We start from the raw sequence: 23,267 nt of genomic DNA on the forward strand, positions 1-23,267 counted from the left end.
CTTGACGTTGGCGGTCTCCACACCCGAGCCGTCCGCCTTCACGCGGATCTTCACGTTGTAGTCGACCACCCGCTTCACCGGGACGAGAATTTTCATGGATGGCAATCCTGCTGGCGGCCGGCCGCGTCAGGCCGCGCCGAGGAACGCTTCGCGGACGAAGTCGTCGCTGGCGAGATCGACGCTCGCCCCCTGACGCGTGACGCAGCCCTTTTCGATGACGTAGGCGTATTCGCTTGCTTCCAATCCACGACCGACGTCCTGCTCGACCAGGAGGATGCGCACCCCCTCCCCGGCCAGCCCGGCGATCAGGTCGAAGAGCTGGTCGACGATGATGGGCGCCAGCCCCTGCGACGGCTCGTCCAGAAGCAGGAGCTTGGGGTCGGACATCATGGCGCGGGCGATGGCGAGCATCTGCTGCTCGCCGCCGGACATCATGCCGGCCGCCTGGGAGATCCGCTCGGCCAGCCGCGGAAAGCGCGCGAGTTCACGCTCCATGCACCGGCGCAGGGTGGCGGCGTCCCGGCCGAAGCCGCCCATCTGCAGGTTCTCGCGCACGGTCAGCGTCGGAAACGTGCCGCGCCCTTCCAGCACCATGCGAACGCCGCGGCGGGCGATGTCGTGCGGAGGAAGGGCGTCGATGCGCTCGCCCTCGAACTCCACGGTGCCGGAGTGGTGCGGCAGCAGCCCGCAGACGGCGCGCAGCAGGGTGGATTTGCCGGCACCGTTGGAGCCCAGAATGCTGACCACCCGGTGGTCGGCGAGATCGAGGGTGATCCCCTGCAGGATCGACAGCTCCGGCCGGTACCCGCCCGATAAGTCAGTGACGCGAAGCATAGCGGCTCCCCAGGTAGACCTCGATGACGGCCGGATTCCGGACCACCTCGTCCGGCGGACCTTCCGAGAGTTTCGCCCCCTGCGCCAGCACCACAACCCGGTGGCACAGGCGCACGACGGCGCGCACGTCGTGCTCGACGAAGATGATGCTGATCCCCTCCCCGTTGATCTGGCGCAGAATGCGCAGCACCTCCTCGCCTTCCGCCGGGTTCAGCCCGGCCAGGACCTCGTCGGTCATGATCAGAAGCGGGTTGGTGGCAAGGGCGCGGGCGATCTCCACCCGCTTCTGTTCGCTGACCGTCAGGCGTTCGGCCGGCCGCCGGGCGACCTCCGTCAGATCGCACAAGGCCAGCGCCCGGCGGGTGCACTGCTCGGCGCTCATCCCGCCCTGGCGCTCGCGGGGGCGGAAGAGGCTGGCGACGTGGACGTTCTCCCACACCGTCATGCCGGCCAGCAGCGACGCGGACTGGAAGGTGCGGGCGGCGCCCCGGGCGCAGACCTCGTTCGGCCGAAGCCGGTGCAAGGCCCGCCCCTCCAGGTGGATCGACCCCTCCGACGGCGGCACGATGCCGGAGACGAGGTTGAAGAGCGTCGATTTCCCGGCCCCGTTCGGCCCGATCAGACCCAGCACCTCGCCGCGCCGCAGCTCGAACGACACGTCGCGGACCGCGAAGACGCCGCCGTAGTTCTTGCTCAGCCCTTCGACCTTCAGAAGAACCTCATCGTGCATGGCCGGGCCTCCCTTCCGTGCGCAGGGCGATGGTGGCGTGCCGGCCGCCCTCGTTCACCGCGACCGGGCCGCGCGGCGTCGGCGTCTCGGCCCCGCGGTTCAGGCGCTCCTCCAGGTCCCACAGCCAGCTCACGATGCCGCCCGGCTTGTAGGTGATGATGAGAACGATCAGCAGCCCGTAGATCAGGCGGTGGTATTCCAGGAAGTTGCCCCAGGCGATCTGGTCGATGACGCTGAGCACGATGCCGCCGAGGATCGGCCCGAGGATGGTGCCGATGCCGCCGAAGATGGAGATCAGGATCATGTTCAGCGTGATGGTCACGTCGAACATGCTCTCGGTGGAGATGTAGGTCATGAAGGGGGCGAAGGCGGCGCCGATGACGCCCGGCCAGACGGCGCTGGCCGCGAAGGCGATCGCCTTGTAGCGCGCCGCCGGAATGCCGATGGAGGAGGCCAGGACCTCGTCCTTGTGCAGGGCGTGCAGCGCGAACCCCGTCTTGGAGCGCAGCAGGTAGATGACCGAGATCACCGTGCCGCACAGAAGCCCGACGAACAGAACGTAGCTGGCGTTCAGCGACAGCGGCGACGGTACGGTCCATCCCATGTCCCACGACTTGAAGCCGCGCGTGAACTCCCACTTGTGGACCAGCGTCTCCACCGCCAGCAGCGCCGCCAGGGTCGACAGCGCGAAATACAGCCCCTTCTGCCGGAACACCGGCAGGAACAGCAGCGAGAACAGCGCCGCCACGACCCCGCCGGCCAGCATGGCGACGGCCATGGAAAGTTCGTAGCGCACCATGACGATGGCCGCGGTGTAGGCGCCGAGGCCGAAGAACACGCTGTGCCCGAAGCTCGGATAGCCGGTGACGCCGCCGATCACGTTCCAGGAGCTGGCGAGCGCGATGTTCACGAAGATGAACACCAGGAGGCGGACCCAGTAGTCGTTGGCGAACAGCGGCACGGCGCACAGCGCCACGCCGAACAGCACCATCGCCAGGGCTTGGCGGTGCGGGGATCCGTCACGCAGATCACGGCACGCCTTCAGGAAGCGACCCATCGTCCCCCCTCTCACTTGCGGACCGCAGCGCCGAAGCCGAACAGGCCCTGCGGCCGGATCAGAAGGAGCACGATCAGCACCGCGAAGATGACCGCCGGCGCCAGCGTCGGCAGGTGGTAGTAGGCGGCGAAGTTGAGCACGCCGTAGAACAGCCCGCCGATCAGCGCGCCGACCATGCTGCCGAGCCCGCCGAGGATCACCACCAGGAACGCGTCCACCGTCCAATGGAAGTGCATGTAGGGAGCCATCGGGCTGAGCGAGATGAACAGCCCGCCGGCAAGCCCGGCCCACACCCCGGCGACGACCATGGTCTTCTCGAAGGTGCGGCCGATGTCGATGCTGCAGAGCTGTGCGGAATCCCGGTTGTCGCGGCAGGCCCGCACGGCGCGGCCGAACTGCGTGTAGTTGAGGATCGCGAACAGCGCCCCGGCCGACGCCAGCCCGACCAGGAAGACCAGCACGTCGAAGGTCGGGATGAACTTGCCCGCGATCTCGATCACCGGCGGCAGGCCGGTATCGACGCGCAGCAGGCGTTCCTCCGTTCCCCAGAAGCGGATGCCCAGCTCGGTGATGACGATGGCGATGCCGAAGGTCTGCACCAGCACCATCAGCGGGTGCAGCCGGAAGGTCTTGGCGATGAACGCCCGCTGCATCGCCCCGGCGAGCAGGCCGGTCGCCGCCGCCGCAAGCGCCAGGCCGATCAGGTATGGCAGGCCGACCTGGGCGACGAGGTAATGGGTCAGCAAGCCGCCGAACACCACCAGGACCCCGTGGGCGAAGTTGACGATCCCGACGACGCCCAGGACCAGCGAGAATCCGAAAGCCGCCAGCGCGAACAGCGCGCCGCGCAGAATGCCGAATATGACGATGTCGTCCATGGTCTGCGGCCTACCCCATGGCTTGAGAAGAGCGAGGAAGGCCGGCCGGAGCGCCGCGCCCCGGCCGGCAGGGGGAGATCACGCCCAGGGCCGCTTCGGGTAGGCCCCCTCGGCCTCCGCAAGTTCGGAGGGGAAGATCACCTTGGCGTCCGGGCCCGGCCCTTGCCACTGGATCACCGGCGCGCCGCCGCGCTCGATGCGCCCGCGCTTGTCGAAGGAGATCGGCCCCCACACGGTCTCCAGCTTCACCTTCTGGATCCGCTCGCGCAGCGCCGCTTGGTCGAATGGGTTCGTCGGGTCGGCGTCGCGCAGCGCCGCCTCGTAGACCATGGGCAGCGCGTAGGACAGGGCCGCGTGGTAGGTCGGCTCGTAGCCATAGGCCTTCTTGAAGGCGTCGGCGAACTCCGCCGGGCTCTTGAAGTGCGGGTCCGTGTACTTGAACTGCGGCAGCCAGAAGGTGACGCCGTAGACGTCGGTCAGCTTCTTGCCCAGCGTCTGCTTGACGGTGGGGCTGGTCGTCAGGTGGCCGCCGATGAAGGCCTTGGGGTTGACGCCCAGCGCCGACATCTCCTCGACCAGCTTGACGCAGATGATGTCCCAGCCGGTGTTGTAGAGGATGTCGATCTCGCCGGCCCCGCGCAGCTTCAGCGCCGTCGGCCGCAGGTCCTGCACCTTCATCGGCAGGACGTCCTCGAACACCAGCTGCATGCCGTGTTCCTTGACCTTCTCCTTCACGCCTTCCGCCATCTCGCGGTAGACGGGGTCGTCCATGGTGATCAGCGCCACGCGCTTCGGCGCGGGCGAGCGCTTGGCCAGGTAATCCATGGCGAAGGCCGGGTAGCGCTTGCTCGACGCGATCAGCGTGAAGGTGGTGTGGCCGCCGATCTCCTCATCGACGCGCTCGGACGCGGCGCCGCCCTGGATGGTCACCCGCTTGTGCTTGCCGGCGATGGCGCCCTGGGCCAGGACCGTGTCGGTGCCGTAGCTGCCGGCGATCAGGTCGACGCGGTCGGAGGAAATCAGCTTCTCGGTGAGCTGCGCAGTGCGCGACGCGTTGTTCTCGTCGTCGTAGATCGTCCACTTCACCGTGCGCGGCTGGCCGGCCACGGTCATCTTGCCGCCGGACATCTTCGTCCAGAAATCGTAGCCGTCCCTGTAGATCTTCGAGACCTTCTCGTACGGCCCCGTCAGGGGCAGCGACGCGCCGATGTGCACCACGTCGTCCGCCGCCTGCGCGCTCCTGAGGATCCCAGGGCAAAGGCCGGAGGCGCCGATCACGCCGGCGCCGGCAACCGCGCTCTTCATCAGGGTGCGTCGCGACACGGCGGTCGCACCAACCGTCTTCACTTCCTTCGACATTGCGTCCCCTCCCTGGGTTCCGGCGGGCCGCCCCATGTGCGGCGCGCGGCCCACCTTTGATTACGATGATATGCACAGGACGCCGCCCGGTCAACTTCAAACAAACAGCTGTTTGAATTTCCGCGCGGGGTCAGGCGCGTATTTTCTTTGTTATTTCAAGCCTCTATGACGGCGATGTCAGAGCCCACCTCGACCGTCTCCTCGACGGCGACGAGGATCTGGACGATCCGGCCGGACGCCGGGGCGGGAAGCTCGAAGGTGGCCTTGTCGGCCTCGATCGCCGCGATCACCTCGCCCTCCGCGACCTCGTCGCCGACCTTCTTCAGCCACTCGCGGACGGTGGCCTCCTCGATGGTGAGCCCGAGCTTGGGCAGCTTGACCTTGATGCGCATGCCGCTCTCCTGTTCTGGTTCAGCGCCCGACGTAACGGGCCGGCCGCTTCTCCAGGAAGGCACGCATGCCCTCCTTCTGATCCTCCGTGCCGAAGAGCAGGAGGAACTCGCGCAGCTCGTATTCGAGCCCCAGCGGCTGGGGCATCTCCCCGCCGACGTTGACCGACGACTTGGCCGCCGCCAGCGCCAGCGGCGCCTTGGACGCCAGCTTGCCGGCCAGTTCGCGCACCGCGTCCTCCAGCGCGCCGTCGGGGACGCAGCGGTTGGCGAGGTGCAGGGCGACCGCCTCCGGTCCGGGGATCAGCTCGCCCAGCATCAGGATCTCCTTCGCCTTCAGCCGGCCGACCCAGCGGGTCAGGCGCACCGCCGCCCCGGCGCCGGGGATGACGCCGATGTTGATCTCGGCGAGGCCGAAGCGCGCCGCCTCGCTGCACACCACGAAGTCGCAGCACAGCGACAGCTCGGTCCCGCCGCCGGTGGCCCAGCCGTGCACGCCGGCGACCACGGGCTTCGGCATCGCCTCGATGCGGTCGAAGAGGTCGAGCCACAGCCGGTTGTAGGTGAGCATCTCGAACGGCGTCCGGTCGGACAGTTCGGAGATGTCGGCGCCGGCGGTGAAGGCCTTGCCGCCGTTGCCGACCAGCGCGACGACCCGCACCGCCGGATCGGCCGCCGCGGCGTCGAGCGCCGCCGCGGTCTCGTGCAGGCACTGCATGTTCATCGCGTTGTGGACGCGCGGCCGGTTGAAGCGGATCCAGGCCAGCGGGCCTTGGGTCTCGCAGACGATGGTCTCGTAGGCGCTCATCGCATCCCCTCCCCTCCTCAGGCCGCGGCCAGGGCGCCGACCTCTTCGGCGACCCGTTCCACGCTCGGCAGGTACAGCTTCTCCAGGGACGGCGCGAAGGGGCTGGGCGCGAAGGGCGGCGTGATGCGGATCGGCGGGCGCTTCAGAGCGGAGAACGCTGCCTCCGTCACCCGCGCCACCACCTCGGAGCCGAGCCCGCACGGCCCCTGCGCCTCGTGCAGGACGGCGAGGCGGCCGGTCCTGCGCACCGACGCCAGGATGGAGTCCATGTCCAGCGGGCTGGCGGTGCGCGGGTCGATGAGGTCGGCGGACACGCCGCCTTCCGCGAGCGCCGCCGCCGCCTTCACCGCCACCGGGACCATCTGCCCGAAGGCGACCAGCGTGACGTCCGTCCCCTCGCGCAGCACGGCGGCCTTGCCGATGGGCACCAGATGCTCCTCGCCGTCGTCCGGCGCCTCGCCGGAGGTGCCGATCAGCTTCTTGCCGAGCAGCACCAGCACCGGGTTGTCGTCGCGGATCGCCGCCTTGGTCAGCCCCAGCACGTCGCCCGGCGTCGCCGGCATCACCACCTTGAGGCCCGGAACGTGGGCGAACCACGCCGCCAGGCTCTGCGAGTGCTGCGGCCCGGCGTTCACGCCGCCGCCGCCGAAGGTGTAGAGGGTCAGCGGCACGCTGACCTGCCCGCCCAGCATGTAGCGAAGCTTCGCCGCCTGGTTGACCAGCGGGTCCATGCAGCAGGTGAGGAAGTCCTCGAAGCCGATCTCGACGACCGGGCGCAGGCCCGTCATGGCGGCGCCGACCGCGGCGGCGACGAAGCCGTTCTCGGCGATGGGCGTGTCGCGCACCCGCAGCGGGCCGAAGGCCGCGTGCAGGCCGCGCGTCTGGGCGAAGATGCCGCCGGAGGGGCCGACGTCCTCGCCGAACAGGACGACGCTCGGGTCGCGCTCCATCTCCTCGCGGAGCGCGCGGGTGAGCGCCTGATAGTACTTGATCTTCTTCATGGTTTCCCCGCTCAGTCCGCGTAGACGTCTTCGAGCATGGTGTGCGGCGCCGGCCCCTGGTCGGCCTCGGCGAACGCCACCGCGTCGGCGATGCGGCGCTCCGCCTCCGCGGAGGCCGCGTCGAGGTCCGACGCGCTCAGGCCCAGCCCCTCCGCCCCCGCCTGGAAGCGGGTGATCGGATCGAAGGCGCCGGGGTTGTCGCGCTCCTCCGCCGTCTTGTAGGTCTGCGGGTCGCCCTCGTAGTGGCCGTGCCAGCGGTAGGTCTTCGCCTCGATCAGGGTCGGCCCCTCGCCGGCGCGGGCGCGGGCCGCCGCCGCCGCGACCGCCGCGTGGACGGCGACCACGTCCTCGCCGTCCACCGTCACGCCGGGAAAGCCGTAGGACGCCGCCCGGACGCTGATGCGGTCGACGCTGCAGTGGACCGAGTAGGGCGACAGCTCGGCGTAGCGGTTCGCCTCGCAGAAGAAGATGACCGGCAGCTTCCAGATGGCGGCGATGTTCATGGCCTCGTGCGCGGCGCCGGTGCCCGACGCGCCTTCACCGAAGAAGGCCAGCGCCACCGCGCCGGAGCCGGTGACCTGCGCGGTGAGCGCGGCGCCCACAGCCAGCGGCATCGACATGCCGACGATGCCGTTCGCCCCCAGCACGCCGGCGCCGACGTCGGCGATGTGCATGGAACCGCCGCGCGCCTTGGCGTAGCCGCTGGCGCGGCCGAACAGCTCCGCCATCATGCGCGCGGGGTCGGCGCCCTTCGCAAGGCAGTGGCCGTGCCCGCGGTGGGTCGAGGTGATGAAGTCGCGCGGCTCCAGCGCCAGGCAGGCGCCGGCGGCGCACGCTTCCTGTCCGATGGACAGATGGATGAAGCCCGGCAGCTCGCCGTCCCGGTAGCGCTGCGAGGCGACGGTCTCGAACCGCCGGATCAGCCACATGGTGTGGTACAGCGCGAGCGCGGTCTCGCGTCCGATGGTGGTCATGCCCGGTGCCCTCCGTCAGCAGCCGAGCGCGCGGGCGATCAGCAGGCGCTGCACCTCGTTGGTGCCCTCGCCGATCTCCAGCATCTTGGACTCGCGGAAGAGGCGGTTGACCTTGAACTCGTGCATGAAGCCGTAGCCGCCGTGGATCTGGAAGGCGTCGAGCGCCGCCCGGGTCGCCAGTTCGGAGCCCATGGTCTTCACCATCGCCGCCTCGGTGTGGCAGTCCATCCCCTGGGAATGCATCCAGGCGACGTAGTGCGTGAAGCGGCGCACCGCCTCGGCGTGGGTCGCCATGTCGGCCAGCTTGGCCTGGATCAGCTGGAAGCTGGAGATCGGCTGGCCGAACTGCCGCCGGTCCTTGGCGTAGGTCAGGGACTCCTCGAGGCAGGCGCGGACCAGCGACGCCCCCAGCGCGCCGAAGACGATGCGCCCGAGGTTGAGCGCGCCCAACGCCTGCCGCAGCCCGGCACCCTCGGCGCCCAGCAGGTTCGCCTCCGGGATGCGGCAGTCGCTGAACACCAGCTCGCGGTTGTCCATGCCGTGCCAGGCCATCTTGGTGAAGGACTGGCCCAGCTCGAAGCCCGGCGCGTCGCGCGGCACGATGAAGCAGGACAGCGCCTTGCGCCCGCTCTCCCGGACGCCGGTCACCGCCATCACCACCAGCCCGTCGGAGATCTTCGTGCCAGCGTTGGAGATGAAGATCTTGTTGCCGTTGAGGATCCACTGGCCGTCGCGGCGTTCGGCCTTGGTGGCGATGCCGCCGGCGTCGGAACCGGCACCGGGCTCGGTCAGGCAGAAGGCGCCGAGGATCTCGCCCGAGGCGAAGCGGGGCAGCCACTCGCGCTTCTGCTGCTCGGTGCCCAGCAGCTTGTACATGTTGGAGACGAGGATGTGCACCTGCCAGATCAGCGCGAAGGTCTGGCTGACCGTCGCCACCTCCTCCATGGCGATGATGTAGGACAGCGAGTCGAGGTCGGAGCCGCCGTACTCCTCCGGCAGCATGATGCCGCCCATGCCCAGCTCGCACCATTGCCGCCAGCAGTCGTACGGGAAGTCGTGGTCCCGGTCCATCTGCTCCTGCGCCTTCGCGATCTCGTTGCGCGCGAAGTCGCGCACCATGCGCTGAAGCTCGACCTGCTCCGGGCTCATATCAAAGTCCATAGCGCCCCTCCTCCAACAATCGCTTGTTTGTTTTTTTGCGCGCGCGGAGCGCTGCGGCTCCGGATCCGGCGGCAAGGGAAACTGTTTGTCCCGTCAACTGAGCGCAGCCTATCGCCGGCCGCCATCCGCGTCAACTGTTTCTAACAGTCGTTTGTTTTATCGCCGCGCCGGCAAAAACGAAAAAGGCGCCGGATCCCAGGGGGGCCGGCGCCTTCGCGGCTTGAAAGGCGGGAGGATCAGGCTTCGGTCTGGTGCCGCAACAGGTCGACCAGCTGGCGCGCGACGTTGGCGGGCGTGTCGTTGCCCGGCCGATACCACACGAAGGTCCACGCCAGCATGCCCATCAGGCTGAGCCGCCAGTACTTGCGGTCCACCCCCGGTTGCAGCGGCAGCTCGTCGATGATGCGCCGGAAGATGTTTTCGAAATCGTCGCGGTGGGCAACCAGGATGCTGCGCAGCTTGCGCGGCCGGCGACGCGGCAGCTCGCTCACCACCACCTGCGCGTAGATGGACTCGGTGAGCATCGATTCCAGGTACGCGACGGAGGCCTGTTCCAGGCGCGCCCAGGGGTCCGCCTTGGGATCTATGGCGAGCAGCACCTTTTCCTTGATGCGGCGCACACCTTCTTCGTGCACCGCACACAAAAGCTCTTCCTTGGACTTGAAGTGATAATACAGGGAGCCCGCCAGAAGATCCGTGTGCTTCGCTATATCCCGCATTGACGTTGCGTCGTAACCGCTTTTTGCGAAGCACTGGGCCGCAGCGTCGAGGATTTCCTGACGACGGTTGACGCCCTTCTTGGTTTCCGTGCGCACCGCGGCTTTCATCTCTTCGCTCCAGTCCATACCGCCAATGTCATAACGCAGGCCGACAAGCCCCGCAAAGAGTTGTTGTACGCGAGCATCAACACACGTCGAACACCGGGGTTGCCGCCCGCCAGCCGCGCAGGGCGACGCGGCTGCCGGGCGAAGGCGCCGAGTCCGGACGCGCCAGCCGGCCGACCACCCGGACGCCGGCGTCCAGATCGACCACCGCAACCGCGTACGGTCCATCGGCGTCCATCCCCTTGGGCGGTCGGCGGATCTGCGTCGCCGCGGCGAGCGCGCCGGTTCCCGCCACGCCGACCGGCTCCAGCCGGTCGGACAGGCAGGCGCGGCACACCCCGCGCGGGGTCGGGTCCAGGGCGCCGCAGTCCGCGCAACGGACAACAGTGATGCTGCCGGCCTCGTCCATGGACCTATTCCCTTCCCAGAATGTTGACCGTGCACGCCACCCCGGTGCCCCCGAGGTTGTGGGTCATCCCGATGCGGGCTCCCGTCACCTGGTTGGGATGCCGGTGGCGCAGCTGCTGCACCGCTTCGTAGATCTGGCCGATTCCGGTGGCGCCCACCGGGTGCCCCTTGGCCTCGAGCCCGCCGCTGGGGTTGATCGCCACGTCGCCGCCGCGGTCGGTCCGCCCCTCCAGCGCCCAGCGCCCTCCCTCGCCCCGGGGAACCAGCCCGAGATCCTCCGCGTCGATGATCTCGGCGATGGAGAAGCAGTCGTGCAGCTCGACGAAGTTCACGTCCTCCGGCCCGATGCCGGCGGCGGCGTAGGCGCGCTCGGCGGCGGCGCAGGTGGCGCGGAACGAGGTCAGGTCGCCGTGCGCGGCGATGCGGGCGCCGCCGCTGGTCTGCACGGAGGCGAGCACGCGTACCGGATCCGCCCTGGACCCGCGCGCCAGTTCCGGAAGGCCGACGACCACCGCCGCGGCCCCGTCGCTGATCGGGCAGCAGTCGTACAGCGTCAGCGGATCGGCGATCATCGCCGCGTTGGCGATCATGTCGGCCGTGATCTCCGACCCCATGCTGGCGATCGGGTTGGTCAGGCCGTTGCGGCGGTTCTTGATGCACACCGCCGAAACCTGCTCGCGCGTGGTGCCGTAGCGCCGCGCGTGCGCCTGCCACAGCAGGGCGAACAGCCCGGGGTAGGTCAGCCCGCTCGGCCCGTCCGCCATGTGGTCGAGCGCGCAGTTGAGCGCCTGAGTCACCGCCGCCGTGCCGGCGTGGCTCATCTTCTCGACACCCACGGCGAGCGCCACGTCGCACAGCCCGGCGGCCACCGACAGCACGGCGTGGCGGAAGGCGATGCCGCCGCTGGCACACGCCCCCTCCACCTTGGTGCAGGGCACGTCGCGCAGACCCAGCCCGTCCGCGACGAGGCCGGCGAGCACCTCCTGCCCGGTCAGCACGCCGCCGACGAAGTTGCCGAGATAGACCGCGCCGATCCGCTCGCGCGCGACGTTGGCCTCGAGGATCGCCTGCCGCGCCGCGGCGACCGCGAGCTCGACCGCCCCCTGGTCGGGATGCCGGCCGAACACCGTCGACCCGACCCCAAGAACACTCACCGGCCTCATGGTTCCCCCTCTCTGATTTGCCCGCCCACCGTCAGACCGCGCCGGCCGCGCGCAGCGCGGCGATGGCCGCCGCGTCGTAGCCGGCCGCCGCCAGCACCGCGTCCGTGTCCGCGCCGAGCACCGGCGGCGCACCGCGCGGCGTCACCGGAAGGCCGTCCAGGCGGATCGGGCAGGCGACCTGCCGCAGCGGCCCCTCGACGGGGTGTTCGACGACGACCTCCGTGCCCCGCGCCAGGGCCTGCGGCGTGCCCAGGGCCTCGCGCGGCGTCAGCACCGGCGTCACGCAGGCATCGGCCCGGAGGAAGACCTCCGTCCATTCGGCCTGGGTGCGCTGCCGGAACACCGCCGCGATGCGGCCCTTGATCACCTCGGCCTCGTCGCCCTGCGCCCATTGCCGGTCGATCAGGTCGGGCAGGCCGAGCGTCTCGCACATCGCCTGCCAGAACTTCTCCTCGTATGGGGCGGCCGCCATGTGGCGTCCGTCCGCGGTCTCGTAGAGCGTGTAGTACGGCGCGCCATGGACGATGTCGAAGGCGTCCTGCCGGCCGGCCTGTCCCGGCGCGTTCCACTGCGACATCAGGTAGGCCATCCAGAAGAACAGACCATCGGCGACGCCGATGTCGACGACCCGACCGCGTCCGGTGCGGCCGCGCTCCAGCAGCGCCGCCAGGATGCCAGCCACCGCCAGCAGGGCGCCGCCGCCGATGTCGCCGACGGGAATTCCCGGCGCCACCGGCCGGCCGGGCCGCCCGCCCACCAGCTCCAGCATCCCGGTGAGCGCCTGGAAGTTCAGGTCGTGGGCGGCCATCCCTGCCCAGGGTCCGGTCTGGCCGAACCCGGTGATCGCGCAGAGCACCAGCTTCGGATTCCGCGCGTGCAGGTCGGCGGCGCCCAGCCTCAGCCGCTCCATGACGCGGGGGCGGAAGCCCTCGACCACCACGTCGGCGGTCTCGCACAGGCGCAGCAGGGCCTCGCGCCCCTGCGGGTTCTTCAGGTCGAGCGTGATGCTGCGCTTGTTGCGGTTCAGCGCCAGGAACTGGGCGCCCTCCTCCCGCACCTTCGGCTCGGACCAGCGCCAGTAGTCGCCCTTGCCCGGCTGCTCGACCTTGATCACCTCGGCGCCCAGGTCGGCCAGGATCTGCGTGCAGAACGCCCCCGGCAGCAGCCGCGTCAGGTCGAGCACCCGGTAGCCCTTCAGCGGCGCCGGGCCGTTCCCGCGCGCGGTCTCATCGTCCAGTGCCGGCATCGTTCCCTCGCATCGGGTGTCCATGGTCAGGCCACGCGGGTGTCGCGGAGGCCGTCGCGGGTGACGCGCAAGCCCGCCCGCTCGCGGTCCCAGGTGTCGTCGGTGACGCCTTCCCGGCGCAGGTCCACCTTGCGCACCTTCTGGGTCGGGGTGCGGGGCAGGCTGTCGCGGAAGGCGATGTAACGGGGCACCATGAAATACGGCATGGTCTCCGCGGCGAAGCGCAGCAGCGCCTCGCCGTCGAGGGCCGAGCCGGGCCGGCGCACCACCACCGCCTTCACCTCGTCCTCGCCGACCTCCGACGGGATGGCGACCACGGCGGACTCCGCCACGTCCGGGTGGGCGTTCAGCAGGCGCTCGACCTCGAAGGAGGAGATGTTCTCGCCCCGGCGCCGGATCGAATCCTTGATGCGGTCCTGGAAATAGACGAAGCCGGCCTCGTCGATGACGCCGCGGTCGCCGGTGTGGAACCAGTAGCCCTGCATCGCCTCCAGCGTCTTCCCGGGCATGCCGAGATACTCCTTCATCAGCGTGTTGGGCAGCGTCGGCCGCACGCAGATCTCGCCGGATTCGCCGGGGCCGAGCCGGTGCCCGTCCTCGTCGAGGATCGCCACCTCGAAATGCGGGCTCGGCCGGCCGCAGGACCCGCGCGGCGTTTCCCCCGGCCGGCTGTAGACGATCAGGTTGGATTCGGTGGAGCCGTAGCCCTCGACCAGGGTGACGCCGAAGCGCCGCTCGAACTCCTCCTGGAACTCGGCCGGCACCGGCACGGCGTAGACGAGGCGCAGCGTGTTGTCGGCGTCGTCCGGTCGCGCCGGAAGGCTGCGCAGCATGTGGCAGAGCCCGCCCACGGCGACCACCACGGTCGCCGAATAGCGCCACACGTCGTCCCAGAAGCGCGACAGGCTGAACACCGGCTCCAGCGCCATGCGGCCGTCCACCAGCATGGCGCCCAGCGTCAGGAACTTTGCCGCGATGTGGAAGAACGGCAGGTAGTTGTAGGCGACGTCGTCGCCCCGCATGGAGACGATCTCGTCGAAGAAGACGCCGAACGACACCTCGTGGTGATGGGTGATGACGACGCCCTTCGACGGCCCGGTGGTGCCCGAGGTGAAGATCACGCAGGCCGGATCGCCGCCCGACACCGGCAGGTCCGGGTCGTGCCGCTCCACCGCCATGGTCCCGTTCAGCGTGCCGGGGCCGGCGCCGCCGTCGGCCGGGTTGACGATCAGCCCGCCCAGGCCGGGAAGGCCGACGCCGGCCGCGCGCAGCTCCGCGACGAAGGCCTCGTCGGCGATGACCGCCGCCACGTCGGCCGTCTTCAGGATGTAGCGCAACAGCTCGCCCTTGTAGGCGGTGTTGACCGGCACCTCGACCGCGCCCGCCTTGGCGATGGCGAACCAGGCCAGCACGTAGGAGACCGACCCCGTCATCATCACCGCCACCCGGTCGCCGGGCCGCACCCCCCGGGCGATCAGGCCGTGCGCCAGCCGGTTCGCACCGTCGTTGAGATCGGCGTAGGTCAGCACCCGGTCGCGCACCATCAGGAATGGATGATCCGGCAGCCGGCGCGCCCGCTGCTCCAGCACCGCGTGCACCGTGCTGCTCTTCGACGGAAACAGATCCAGATAGTTCATGCCTGCCGCCCTCCCCGCGCACACGTCGGCGCGTATTCGTCAAACGTTTGTTTTATGATGACGCAGCCTGCGGCGTCGCGCAAGACCCTTGCTGACGCCCGGTTTCCCGTGGCTGCGCCACCACACAAAAAATTCAAACAGACATTTGATTTTTTCGGCAGGCTGGCTTAGCCTAGCGGAAAAGGCCGTCGCACCGGGCGCGGGGCCAATCAAGAGGGAGGGGACGATGCGGGACATTCCGCCCAAAGACCGTGTTCTCGGAAACCTGCTGCGGCGGACGGCGGAGCGGCATCCCGACCGGACCTTCTTCCAGTTCAAGGACGTCGAGCTGACCTACGGCGCCTTCAACCGGATCGCCAACCGCTCGGCGAACGGACTGGCCGCTCTGGGCCTGCCGCGCGAGGGCAAGCTGGCGATCATGACGCCCAACTGCCCGGAGTTCCTGTACGCGTGGCTGGGCGGCGCCAAGACCGGCGCGGTCTACGTTCCGATCAACACGGACTACCGCGGCGACATCCTGCGCTACCAGCTGAACAAGGCCGACGCCACCCACATGGTGATCGACGCCCGCTACCTGGAGCGGCTGGACGCCGTCATCGGCGAGCTGCCGCAGCTCAGGCACGTGATCGTGCGCGGCGGGGCCGACGCGCCGGAACGCGTGCGCGCCCGCACCACCGTCACCGCCTTCGACATCCTTCTGCAGGCGCCGGACGACGAACCGGACGTGGAGCTCTCCTACACCGACCCGCTTGCCATCTCCTTCACCTCGGGCACCACCGGACCATCGAAGGGGGTGCTCGCCACCAACTGCCACGTCGTCACCTTCGCCCTCGACTGGATCCGGGCGAACGACTTCCGGGACGGGGACTCGATCTACTCGCCCCTGCCGCTGTTCCACGCCATCGCGTCCTGGCTGGGCATCGTGCCGACGATCATCCAGGGCGGGCGCATGGCCATGGTGGAGCGCTTCTCCGCCTCCGGCTTCTGGGACGACGTGCGGCGCTACGACGTGTCGCTGGTGCACGGGATCTTCTCGATGATCCCGATCCTGCTGAAGCAGCCGCCGCGCCCCGACGACGCCACCCAGCCGGCGCGCACCTTCTACATCGGCCAGCAGAACGAGACGTTCGAGAAGCGCTTCAACTGCCGCATCGTCGAGGTCTTCGGCTCCACCGAGACCGGCATCGTCACCATGACCCCCTACCACGCGGAGCGCCGCAAGGGGTCCTGCGGCCAGGCGAACACCGAGACCTTCGACGTGATGATCGCCAACGACGCCGACGAGCCGGTGAAGCCCGGCGAGGTGGGCGAGATCCTGGTCCGCCCGCGCCAGCCCTTCTCCATGCTGCGCGAGTACTACAACATGCCGCAGGAGTCGCTGAAGGCCTTCCAGAACCTGTGGTTCCACACCGGCGACAACGCGCGCATCGACGAGGACGGCTACATCTATTTCGTCGACCGCAAGAAGGACGCCATCCGCCGGCGCGGCGAGAACATCTCCTCCTTCGAGGTGGAATCCGTCGTCAACCGCCACCCGGCGGTGCTGGAGTGCGCGGCCATCGCCGTCAGCTCGGAGTTGGGCGAGGACGACGTGAAGGTCGTCGTCGTGCGCCAGGAGGGGCAGAGCCTGACCGCCGACGAGCTGTGGGCGTTCTGCGAGGAGCACATGCCGCGCTTCTGGATCCCGCGCTGCATCGAGTTCCGGGCGCAGCTGCCCAAGACGCCCAACCAGAAGATCCAGAAATACCTGCTGCGCGACGGCGCCGAAACGGGGGAGATCCACGACCGCGGCGTCTCCGCCGGCTCCGCCCGGGCCGCGTCATGAGCGGCCCCGACTCGCGCGGGCCGCAGGGCGAACTCCGCGTCGGGCGCGACGGCGCCGTGGTGCGCCTGACGCTAAACCGGCCGCAGGCGATGAACACCTACACGCCGGAACTGGCGCGGGCGCTCGCCGACGCCGCGGCGGAGATCCACGACGACCGGTCGGTGTCGGTGGTGGTGCTGGCCGCCGCCGGGCGGGCGTTCTGCACCGGCGCCGATTTCCGGTACATGGACGCGCACCGGAACGATCCCGCCGCCATCGCCCGCTTCAACCGCGACCTCAACCACGCGCTGACCCGGATCGCGCAGCTGCCGCAGCCGGTGATCGGCCAAGTGCACGGCCACGCGCTGGGCGGCGGGCTGGAAACCATGCTGGTCTGCGATCTGGTGGTCGCCGCCGAGGACGCGGTGATCGGCGATCCGCACGTCGAGGTCAATTTCATCCACGGCGCCGGCGGCAGCCAGCGCCTGCCCCGCCGGGTCGGGCTGCCGCTGGCGCTCGACCTCGTGCTGACCGGCCGCCGCCTGACGGCGCGCGAGGCGCAGGCCATGGGGCTGGTGACCCGCGTGGTCCCGGCCGGGGATCTGACCGCGACCGTCGACGCGCTGGCCCGCACCATGGCCGGGCGCGATCCACAGACCCTGCGGGAACTGAAGCGTCTGGTCCACACGGCGATGCGCGTCGACCTGTCGGTGGGGCTGGCGCTGGAGGAGGAGGCTTTCGTCGCCCACGCCACCCGGCCGGGCGGCTTTTCCGGCATCGACGCGTTCCTGCGCGACCGCAGGCGTGCCTGACGAACCAACACAACGAGGAGGGAACACCATGGCCGAGATGACCGACCGCACGCTGCGCCTGAAGGATGAGTTCGTGAAGAACCGCGGCTACTGGAACAGCTTCTGGGACGGGCTGCTGCAGCTGAACCCCGACTTCTTCGAGGCATACTTGAACCTCTCCTCCATTCCCTGGACCAAGGGCGTGCTGGAGCCGAAGGTCAAGGAATTCATCTACATCGCCATCGACGCCTCGACCACGCACCTCTACGAGCCGGGCCTGCGCATCCACATCCAGAACGCGCTGAAGTACGGCGCCACCAAGGAAGAGATCATGGAGGTGTACCAGCTCACCAGCGTACTGGGCATGCACACCTGCACCCTCGGCGTGCCCGTGATGATCGACGAGTTCCGCAAGGCCGGCCGCGGCCAGGAGTTCGAGGCGACGTTCGACGCCCGGCAGACCGAGCTGAAGGAAACCTTCATCCGGAACCGCGGCTACTGGAACGAGTTCTGGGACGGCCTGCTCATCCTCAACCCCGACTTCTTCGAGGCCTACCTGCGCTTCTCCTCGATCCCGTGGACGCCGGGCGTGCTGGAGCCGAAGGTCAAGGAATTCATCTACATCGCCATCGACGCGGCGACCACGCACCTCTACGAGCCGGGCCTGCGCATCCACATCCAGAACGCGCTGAAGTACGGCGCCACCAAGGAGGAGATCATGGAGGTGTACCAGCTCACCAGCGTGCTGGGCATGCACACCTGCACCCTCGGCGTGCCCGTGCTGATCGACGAGCTGGAGAAGGCCGGCCAGCCCCTGTGAGGATCCGGTCATGACCGCCAAACCCTTCGAGCGGTGCAGCGCGCTGCTGACCGGCGCCACGTCCGGGATCGGACTGGCGACGGCGAAGGCCCTCGCCGCCGCCGGCGTGCCGCGGATCGCCGTCAACGGCCGCAACGCCGAGCGCGGCGCCGCGGCGGTCGCGGCGATCCGCGGGGTCGTCCCGGCCGCGGAGGTCCGCTTCTGCCCGGCCGACGTGACCCGGGCCGACACGGTGCGGGAGATGGTGGACGGCGTGGCCGCCGGCTTCGGCGGCCTCGACCTCGTGATGAACTGCGCCGGCGGCAACCACCCGCCGGCCCTGTTCCACGGCACCGACCCGGCGCAGTTCCCGGACGTCGTCGCGTCCAGCCTGTTCGGAATCCTGCACACCTGCCACGCCGCGCTGCCGCACCTGAAGCGGGCCGGCGGCGGCGCCATCGTCAACACCGCGTCCGACGCCGCCCGGGTGCCGACGCCGGGCGAGGCTCTCATCGGCGGCATGATGGCCGCGATCGTGATGTTCAGCCGCACCCTGGCGGCGGAAGCCGCCCGCGACGGCATCCGCGTCAACGTCCTGACGCCGTCGCTGGTGGAGGGCACGCGAACCTACGACATGGTCATGGCCGACCCGTTCGCCCAGCGCCTGTTCGCCAAGGCCGTCCCGCGCGCCCGCCTGGGCCTCGCGCAGCCCGAGGACCAGGCGGCGCTGGCGGTCTTCCTCATGAGCCCGGCCGCGGCCCGCATGACCGGCCAGGCGATCAGCCTCAACGGAGGGATCTCGACCTGATGACCGCGCTTCCCATCCACACGCCCACCCGCGCGGACGAGCCGCCGCCCTTCGCCAGCATCGACGCCATCGAGGCGGACTTCGGCGCGCGCGGCTACATCTGCGGCCCCGGCGTCGCCACCACGGTCTACCTCGCCGCCAAGCTCGCCAAGCCGATCCTGGTGGAGGGGCCGCCCGGCGTCGGCAAGACGGAACTGGCGAAGGTCGCCGCCCGCCACGCCGGCCTCACCCTGCACCGCCTGCAGTGCTACGAGGGGGTGGACGAGGCGAAGGCGCTCTACGAGTGGAAGTACGGCAAGCAGCTCCTGTACACGCAGATGCTGAAGGAGAAGCTGTCCGAGGTGCTGGACGGCGCCGCCGACCTCGCCGAGGGGATGCGCCGGCTGAACGGCTTCTCGGACGCCTTCTTCTCGGAAGCCTTCCTGGAGGAGCGCCCGCTGCTCAAGGCGCTGCGCAGCCGGGACGGCGCGGTGCTGCTGGTCGACGAGATCGACAAGGCGGACCAGGAGTTCGAGGCGCTGCTGCTGGAGATGCTGTCGGACTATCAGGTCACGGTGCCGGAGATCGGCACCCTGTCGGCCAGCGTGAAGCCGCTGGTCATCCTGACCTCCAACAGCACCCGCACCATCGGCGAGGCGCTGCGCCGGCGCTGCCTCTACCTGCACATCGACTTCCCCGCCCCAGACCTGGAACGGCGCATCCTGCACGCCCGCGTACCGGGCATCGACGACGCGCTGGCCGCGCGGCTGGTGACCTTCATCGACGCGCTGCGCACGCTCGACCTGCGCAAAGGACCGTCGGTCAGCGAGCTGATCGAGTGGGCGCAGGCGCTCGTCATGATGAACGTCGGCACCCTGGACGAGGACACCGTGCGGCGCACCCTCGGCCTCGTGGTCAAGTTCCGGCAGGACATGGCGGCCGTCGAGGACGCCCTGCCCGCCCTGCTGTCCCGCACGCCGTGAGGGGCGCGCCATGGACCGCAGCCTGCTCGGATTCATCCAGGCGCTGCGCTGCGCCGGCGTCCCGGTGTCCGTCGCCGAGACGCTGGACGGGGCGGCCATCGCCGACCTGCTGGGCTTCGCCGACCGCGCCGCGCTGAAGCAGGGCCTGCGCGCCGCCCTCGCGAAGACGGCGGAGGAGACGGCGCGGTTCGACGCGTGCTTCGAACGCTACTTCGCCGCGTTCGCCGTCGAGGCCCCCTCCCCGGCCGGGCCGGAGCCGGACGGCGCCGCCGTGCCGGGCAACGCGGGCGGCGTGCCGATTGGGTTCGGCAGCGGGATGGCGGACCTTCCCGCCGATGGCCTGTCGCCGCTGTCGCGGCTCGTGCGGGCGCGCGACATGGCCGGGCTGCTGGCGCTGCTCGGGCGGGCGCTGGAGGAGCGGCGCGCGCCCATGCGCAGCCGCACGCAGCGCGCCCTCGTCGCGCGGCGCCTGCTGGAACGGATCGGCCTCGCCGCCTACGAGGAGGATGTGCGCCGGCTGCGGGCCGACGGCGCCGACGCCGCGGCGGCGGCGCTGGAGCTGGGACGGGCTTGGATGACGGCGGCGGCCCTGCGCCTGACCGAGCGCCGCATGATGGCCGAGGTCGAGGCGGAGGCCGCGCGGATCGGCAACCGCGATCTGGCCCGGACGGCGCTACGCCGCCTGTCGCCCGCCGACGAGCGCCGCGTGCACGAGTTGGTGCGCGCGCTGGCGCGCCGGTTCGCGGCGCTGTACGGCCGCCGGCGCCGGCTCGACCGCAGGACCGTGCTCGACGCCCGGCGCACGCTGCGCAAGGGGGTGCGCCACAACGGCATCCTGTTCGAGACGGTGTGGCGCACGCGCCGGCGCGACCGGCCGCGGCTGTTCGTGCTGTGCGACGTCAGCGGCTCGATGAGCACGGTCGCCACGCTGTTCCTGACGCTGGTGGCGCACCTGCACGACGGCCCGATGCGCGTCCGCGCCTTCGCCTTCTCCGACCGCCTGGGCGAGATCACCGACGACCTGGAGGACGGCGCCGAGCGCGGCATGGCCGCGGCGGTGACGCGCTGGGGCGGAGGCTCCACCGACTACGGGCAGGCCTTCGCCGATTTCCTCGACCTCTGCGGCGACGCGGTGGACGGGCGCAGCACGCTGGTCGTCCTCGGCGACGCGCGGAACAACAACCAGGCGCCGCGGCTCGACCTGCTGAAGCGGATCGCCGCCCGCGCCCGCGACGTCCTGTGGCTCAACCCGGAACCCCCGGTTTCCTGGGGCAGCGGCGATTCCGTCGCTCCCCTGTACGCCGCCGCCTGCGGCCATGCGCTGCCCTGCGGCACCATCGCGCAGATGGAGGCGGTGATCGAGAACCTCATGGGCGGCGCCCCGCGCGCCGCTCCGCACCCGAGAGGAGGGCTCCACGCCCATGGCTCCTGATGATTCCCGGTTCCGCGCCGCCGCGGGACAAGCCGCCGTCCCGCAGCCGGTGGCGCCCGGCGTGTGGTGGCTCCGCCTCGCGCTGCCCTTCGCGCTCGACCATGTGAACGTCTACATCCTCGACGACGGCGACGCCTGGACCGTGGTGGACACCGGGCTGTCCGACGCAGACACCCGCGCCGCCTGGACCGGGGCGCTGTCCGTCCTGCCGGGCGCCAAGCCGGTGGCCCGCGTCGTCGCCACCCACCACCACGTGGACCATGTCGGGCTCGCCCCGTGGTTCGTGGAGCGCTTCGGGGCGGAACTGCTGATGACCCAGCGGGAATGGCTGTGGGGGCGGCTCCTCGGCGTCGACGACACGCCGGAGCGCCCCGAGGCCTTCGCCCGCTTCTTCCGGCAAGCCGGCTTCAGCGAGGCGGAAGCGGCGGAGATGGTGCGCCAGGGGGATGCGTACCGCCGTTTCGTGCTGCCGCTTCCCGCCGCCTACCGGCGCCTCTGCGACGGCGACGTGCTGGAGGCCGGCGGGCGGCGCTGGCGGCTGCTGTGCTGTCCGGGCCATTCCAGCGAGCATCTGTGCCTCTACGATCCGCAGGGGCGGATACTGCTGGCCGGCGACCACGTGCTGCCGACCATCTCCCCCAACGTCAGCGTCTGGCCGAGCGACCCGGACGCCGACCCGCTGGCGGAGTACCTGACGTCGCTGCGCCGGGTCGCGGAGGAGGTCGATCCCGACACCCTGGTGCTGCCCGGCCATGGCGCGCCGTTCCATGGGCTGCATCCCCGGATCGACTGGCTGCTCGACCACCACGCCGACCGCCTGCTGCTGGTGCTGGACGCCTGCCGGACGCCGGTGGCGTTGCGCGACGTGGTGCCCGCCCTGTTCGAACGCGCGCTCTCCGACCACCAGATGGTCTTCGCGGTGGGCGAAACAGCAGCCCACGTCAACCACCTGCTGCGCCAAGGCGAGCTCCGGCGCGAGACCGCCCCCGACGGAACGCCGCGGCTGCTCGCCGCAACGTGATGGCGTGCAATCGAAGGGCTGACAATATCCGCGCTTTCCCAAGCTCCCGAATCGGCCGAAGCCGGGCTCAGTGCGGGGCGCGTTTCGGCAGGATGCCGGTCTCCTTGCAGATCACCTGCAGCATGACCTCGTTGGCGCCGCCGCCGACGGCCGTCTGCCGGGCGTCCCGATAGACACGGGAGATGAGAAGCGGTTCGTGGATGTCACGCGGGAACTGCCTGGATGGCGAGCCTCGCAAGGCGCCGTGCGAGGATCGAGACGAAGGCAATTTCAATGAAGGCGACGAGGTGCTCCTTCGTCTGCTCGACAATGGTGTTCAATCGCCGGTAGCGGCTGATCCAGCTGAAGGAGCGCTCCACCACCCAGACGATCTCGGTGGGGAAGAACACGCGGTCGCGGCCGCAGGCGATCGGTCGGACCGTGATGCCGAAGGCTGCGGCGGTTTTGGCCAAGCGTTCACCGCGATAGCCGAGATCCCCGATGGCCGGCCCCTGAAAGCCACGCCCGGCGATCTCCCGCAGGACCGGAACGATGCCCTTGGTGTCATGGACGTTGGCCGGCGCAGCATCGATCGCCAGCGGGATCCCGTACTTCTCAACGGCCATATGGACCTTCACACCGCGGATCCTCTTGCCGCCGTCCACGCCACGCGCGAAGCAACTCGGGGCCGAGGGGCAGGTCCGGCTGCCGATCACCACCGTGCTCGGCTCAGGCGTGTCGCCGCAGGCCAGACGCCACGTGCGGCGCAGCCGACGCCCTGAGCTCTGCCGCTGAGGACAAGATCCGCCGCTTCATCGCCGCCACTCACCCGGACGCGGCCGAGCGCCTGGCCGACTACGTCGTCACCCTCATGACCGGCCTCTCCGGGATGGCCCGCGCGGGCCACGGCCTGGACCGCCTCCTTGCCACCGCCCGCCTCGCCGGCCAGACGATCGCGCAGGCCCTTCCCGCTTGAGCGACGCACCGGCTTTACCCGATCGCCGCCAAGGCGCAAACGCTGCAACAGAATCGGCGGGAGCGTGTGGCGACGGCTGCCGCCCGCCTTGTCCGACATCGCGCTCTCGGCTTCGGCAGGGCCGCATTCCAGCTCGGTCGGCCGCTTGGCCGCCGACAGCCCGGCCATTTTGCACCGGCCTCACGGCGGTCGCCATCGGCGTGGCGGTCAGCAACAGGATGCCCGA

The 23,267-nt window shown here is 70.1% G+C and carries 24 protein-coding genes and 1 pseudogene; 7 read left to right on the forward strand and 18 right to left on the reverse strand.

The annotated features are described in order from the left end of the window. The 16 genes and pseudogenes from ACRWK7_RS00835 to ACRWK7_RS00910 all read right to left on the reverse strand — a co-directional run. A pseudogene (locus ACRWK7_RS00835) lies at positions 1–96 on the reverse strand (electron transfer flavoprotein subunit beta/FixA family protein); the annotation flags it as partial. A gap of 30 nt (positions 97–126) precedes the next feature. After that, positions 127–834 carry an ABC transporter ATP-binding protein gene (locus ACRWK7_RS00840; RefSeq protein ID WP_431854266.1) on the reverse strand — a complete coding sequence of 236 codons (708 nt, stop codon included), beginning with the start codon at positions 832–834 and terminating at the stop codon, positions 127–129. Beyond that, positions 818–1,564, reverse strand: coding sequence for an ABC transporter ATP-binding protein (locus ACRWK7_RS00845; RefSeq protein ID WP_431854267.1), 747 nt, complete (start codon positions 1,562–1,564; stop codon positions 818–820). The genes ACRWK7_RS00840 and ACRWK7_RS00845 overlap by 17 nt, the downstream gene beginning before the upstream one ends. Then, complete coding sequence (locus ACRWK7_RS00850; protein ID WP_431854268.1) at positions 1,554–2,621, reverse strand: branched-chain amino acid ABC transporter permease; 1,068 nt, start codon at positions 2,619–2,621, stop codon at positions 1,554–1,556. The genes ACRWK7_RS00845 and ACRWK7_RS00850 overlap by 11 nt, the downstream gene beginning before the upstream one ends. Before the next feature lie 11 nt (positions 2,622–2,632). After that, complete coding sequence (locus ACRWK7_RS00855; RefSeq protein ID WP_431854269.1) at positions 2,633–3,499, reverse strand: branched-chain amino acid ABC transporter permease; 867 nt, start codon at positions 3,497–3,499, stop codon at positions 2,633–2,635. Between the two features lie 78 nt (positions 3,500–3,577). Next, complete coding sequence (locus ACRWK7_RS00860; protein ID WP_431854270.1) at positions 3,578–4,858, reverse strand: amino acid ABC transporter substrate-binding protein; 1,281 nt, start codon at positions 4,856–4,858, stop codon at positions 3,578–3,580. 155 nt (positions 4,859–5,013) lie between these two features. Next, entirely contained in the window at positions 5,014–5,250 is a 237-nt protein-coding gene (locus ACRWK7_RS00865; protein ID WP_431854271.1) for a biotin/lipoyl-containing protein, read from the reverse strand. A 19-nt stretch (positions 5,251–5,269) separates the two neighbouring features. Further along, complete coding sequence (locus ACRWK7_RS00870; protein ID WP_431854272.1) at positions 5,270–6,055, reverse strand: enoyl-CoA hydratase/isomerase family protein; 786 nt, start codon at positions 6,053–6,055, stop codon at positions 5,270–5,272. A 17-nt stretch (positions 6,056–6,072) separates the two neighbouring features. Next, entirely contained in the window at positions 6,073–7,056 is a 984-nt protein-coding gene (locus ACRWK7_RS00875; RefSeq protein WP_431854273.1) for an alpha-ketoacid dehydrogenase subunit beta, read from the reverse strand. Between the two features lie 11 nt (positions 7,057–7,067). Further along, positions 7,068–8,030 (reverse strand): thiamine pyrophosphate-dependent dehydrogenase E1 component subunit alpha, encoded by a 963-nt coding sequence (locus ACRWK7_RS00880; protein WP_431854274.1) that lies wholly within the window; start codon positions 8,028–8,030, stop codon positions 7,068–7,070. Between the two features lie 15 nt (positions 8,031–8,045). After that, positions 8,046–9,191, reverse strand: coding sequence for an acyl-CoA dehydrogenase family protein (locus ACRWK7_RS00885; RefSeq protein WP_431854275.1), 1,146 nt, complete (start codon positions 9,189–9,191; stop codon positions 8,046–8,048). 236 nt (positions 9,192–9,427) lie between these two features. Continuing rightward, positions 9,428–10,018, reverse strand: coding sequence for a TetR/AcrR family transcriptional regulator (locus ACRWK7_RS00890; protein ID WP_431854276.1), 591 nt, complete (start codon positions 10,016–10,018; stop codon positions 9,428–9,430). Between the two features lie 76 nt (positions 10,019–10,094). Further along, positions 10,095–10,424 carry a Zn-ribbon domain-containing OB-fold protein gene (locus ACRWK7_RS00895; RefSeq protein ID WP_431854277.1) on the reverse strand — a complete coding sequence of 110 codons (330 nt, stop codon included), beginning with the start codon at positions 10,422–10,424 and terminating at the stop codon, positions 10,095–10,097. 4 nt (positions 10,425–10,428) lie between these two features. Continuing rightward, on the reverse strand, positions 10,429–11,577 hold the full coding sequence (locus ACRWK7_RS00900) for a thiolase C-terminal domain-containing protein (RefSeq protein WP_431854278.1): 1,149 nt from the start codon (positions 11,575–11,577) through the stop codon (positions 10,429–10,431). A gap of 40 nt (positions 11,578–11,617) precedes the next feature. Continuing rightward, entirely contained in the window at positions 11,618–12,832 is a 1,215-nt protein-coding gene (locus ACRWK7_RS00905) for a CaiB/BaiF CoA transferase family protein (protein WP_431854279.1), read from the reverse strand. A 26-nt stretch (positions 12,833–12,858) separates the two neighbouring features. Next, positions 12,859–14,469, reverse strand: coding sequence for an AMP-binding protein (locus ACRWK7_RS00910; RefSeq protein WP_431854280.1), 1,611 nt, complete (start codon positions 14,467–14,469; stop codon positions 12,859–12,861). A 226-nt stretch (positions 14,470–14,695) separates the two neighbouring features. Between ACRWK7_RS00910 and ACRWK7_RS00915 the strand changes: the two genes are divergently transcribed. Genes ACRWK7_RS00915 through ACRWK7_RS00945 form a run of 7 tightly spaced genes read left to right on the forward strand, consistent with a single transcriptional unit; the run spans position 14,696 to position 22,086 of the window. Beyond that, entirely contained in the window at positions 14,696–16,294 is a 1,599-nt protein-coding gene (locus tag ACRWK7_RS00915; RefSeq protein WP_431854281.1) for an AMP-binding protein, read from the forward strand. After that, complete coding sequence (locus ACRWK7_RS00920; protein WP_431854282.1) at positions 16,291–17,085, forward strand: enoyl-CoA hydratase/isomerase family protein; 795 nt, start codon at positions 16,291–16,293, stop codon at positions 17,083–17,085. The genes ACRWK7_RS00915 and ACRWK7_RS00920 overlap by 4 nt, the downstream gene beginning before the upstream one ends. 28 nt (positions 17,086–17,113) lie before the next feature. Next, positions 17,114–17,884, forward strand: a complete 771-nt coding sequence (locus tag ACRWK7_RS00925; protein WP_431854283.1) for a carboxymuconolactone decarboxylase family protein — start codon at positions 17,114–17,116, stop codon at positions 17,882–17,884. A gap of 10 nt (positions 17,885–17,894) precedes the next feature. Continuing rightward, positions 17,895–18,671 (forward strand): SDR family NAD(P)-dependent oxidoreductase, encoded by a 777-nt coding sequence (locus ACRWK7_RS00930; protein WP_431854284.1) that lies wholly within the window; start codon positions 17,895–17,897, stop codon positions 18,669–18,671. Then, on the forward strand, positions 18,671–19,633 hold the full coding sequence (locus tag ACRWK7_RS00935; protein WP_431854285.1) for an AAA family ATPase: 963 nt from the start codon (positions 18,671–18,673) through the stop codon (positions 19,631–19,633). Before ACRWK7_RS00930 ends, ACRWK7_RS00935 begins: the two co-directional genes overlap by 1 nt. Positions 19,634–19,643: 10 nt before the next feature. Beyond that, a complete protein-coding gene (locus ACRWK7_RS00940; RefSeq protein ID WP_431854286.1) occupies positions 19,644–21,065 on the forward strand; it encodes a VWA domain-containing protein in 1,422 nt (473 codons plus the stop codon). Then, the gene (locus tag ACRWK7_RS00945; protein WP_431854287.1) at positions 21,055–22,086 is read left to right on the forward strand and encodes an MBL fold metallo-hydrolase; all 1,032 of its coding nucleotides are present in this window, start codon (positions 21,055–21,057) and stop codon (positions 22,084–22,086) included. The genes ACRWK7_RS00940 and ACRWK7_RS00945 overlap by 11 nt, the downstream gene beginning before the upstream one ends. Before the next feature lie 203 nt (positions 22,087–22,289). Here the strand turns inward: ACRWK7_RS00945 and ACRWK7_RS00950 are convergent, their stop codons facing one another. Then, positions 22,290–22,784 carry a transposase gene (locus ACRWK7_RS00950; protein ID WP_431854288.1) on the reverse strand — a complete coding sequence of 165 codons (495 nt, stop codon included), beginning with the start codon at positions 22,782–22,784 and terminating at the stop codon, positions 22,290–22,292. Beyond that, on the reverse strand, positions 22,778–23,209 hold the full coding sequence (locus tag ACRWK7_RS00955) for a hypothetical protein (protein ID WP_431854289.1): 432 nt from the start codon (positions 23,207–23,209) through the stop codon (positions 22,778–22,780). The genes ACRWK7_RS00950 and ACRWK7_RS00955 overlap by 7 nt, the downstream gene beginning before the upstream one ends. Positions 23,210–23,267: the final 58 nt, after the last annotated feature.

The organism is Azospirillum sp., from assembly GCF_050789165.1.

Coding starts and splice junctions, on each gene's coding strand:
- ACRWK7_RS00840 (WP_431854266.1), bottom strand. CDS start 834: ATGCTTCGCGTCACTGACTTATCGGGCGGGTACCGGCCGGAGCTGTCG.
- ACRWK7_RS00845 (WP_431854267.1), bottom strand. CDS start 1,564: ATGCACGATGAGGTTCTTCTGAAGGTCGAAGGGCTGAGCAAGAACTAC.
- ACRWK7_RS00850 (WP_431854268.1), bottom strand. CDS start 2,621: ATGGGTCGCTTCCTGAAGGCGTGCCGTGATCTGCGTGACGGATCCCCG.
- ACRWK7_RS00855 (WP_431854269.1), bottom strand. CDS start 3,499: ATGGACGACATCGTCATATTCGGCATTCTGCGCGGCGCGCTGTTCGCG.
- ACRWK7_RS00860 (WP_431854270.1), bottom strand. CDS start 4,858: ATGTCGAAGGAAGTGAAGACGGTTGGTGCGACCGCCGTGTCGCGACGC.
- ACRWK7_RS00865 (WP_431854271.1), bottom strand. CDS start 5,250: ATGCGCATCAAGGTCAAGCTGCCCAAGCTCGGGCTCACCATCGAGGAG.
- ACRWK7_RS00870 (WP_431854272.1), bottom strand. CDS start 6,055: ATGAGCGCCTACGAGACCATCGTCTGCGAGACCCAAGGCCCGCTGGCC.
- ACRWK7_RS00875 (WP_431854273.1), bottom strand. CDS start 7,056: ATGAAGAAGATCAAGTACTATCAGGCGCTCACCCGCGCGCTCCGCGAG.
- ACRWK7_RS00880 (WP_431854274.1), bottom strand. CDS start 8,030: ATGACCACCATCGGACGCGAGACCGCGCTCGCGCTGTACCACACCATG.
- ACRWK7_RS00885 (WP_431854275.1), bottom strand. CDS start 9,191: ATGGACTTTGATATGAGCCCGGAGCAGGTCGAGCTTCAGCGCATGGTG.
- ACRWK7_RS00890 (WP_431854276.1), bottom strand. CDS start 10,018: ATGAAAGCCGCGGTGCGCACGGAAACCAAGAAGGGCGTCAACCGTCGT.
- ACRWK7_RS00895 (WP_431854277.1), bottom strand. CDS start 10,424: ATGGACGAGGCCGGCAGCATCACTGTTGTCCGTTGCGCGGACTGCGGC.
- ACRWK7_RS00905 (WP_431854279.1), bottom strand. CDS start 12,832: ATGCCGGCACTGGACGATGAGACCGCGCGCGGGAACGGCCCGGCGCCG.
- ACRWK7_RS00910 (WP_431854280.1), bottom strand. CDS start 14,469: ATGAACTATCTGGATCTGTTTCCGTCGAAGAGCAGCACGGTGCACGCG.
- ACRWK7_RS00915 (WP_431854281.1), top strand. CDS start 14,696: ATGCGGGACATTCCGCCCAAAGACCGTGTTCTCGGAAACCTGCTGCGG.
- ACRWK7_RS00920 (WP_431854282.1), top strand. CDS start 16,291: ATGAGCGGCCCCGACTCGCGCGGGCCGCAGGGCGAACTCCGCGTCGGG.
- ACRWK7_RS00925 (WP_431854283.1), top strand. CDS start 17,114: ATGGCCGAGATGACCGACCGCACGCTGCGCCTGAAGGATGAGTTCGTG.
- ACRWK7_RS00930 (WP_431854284.1), top strand. CDS start 17,895: ATGACCGCCAAACCCTTCGAGCGGTGCAGCGCGCTGCTGACCGGCGCC.
- ACRWK7_RS00935 (WP_431854285.1), top strand. CDS start 18,671: ATGACCGCGCTTCCCATCCACACGCCCACCCGCGCGGACGAGCCGCCG.
- ACRWK7_RS00940 (WP_431854286.1), top strand. CDS start 19,644: ATGGACCGCAGCCTGCTCGGATTCATCCAGGCGCTGCGCTGCGCCGGC.
- ACRWK7_RS00945 (WP_431854287.1), top strand. CDS start 21,055: ATGGCTCCTGATGATTCCCGGTTCCGCGCCGCCGCGGGACAAGCCGCC.
- ACRWK7_RS00955 (WP_431854289.1), bottom strand. CDS start 23,209: ATGGCCGGGCTGTCGGCGGCCAAGCGGCCGACCGAGCTGGAATGCGGC.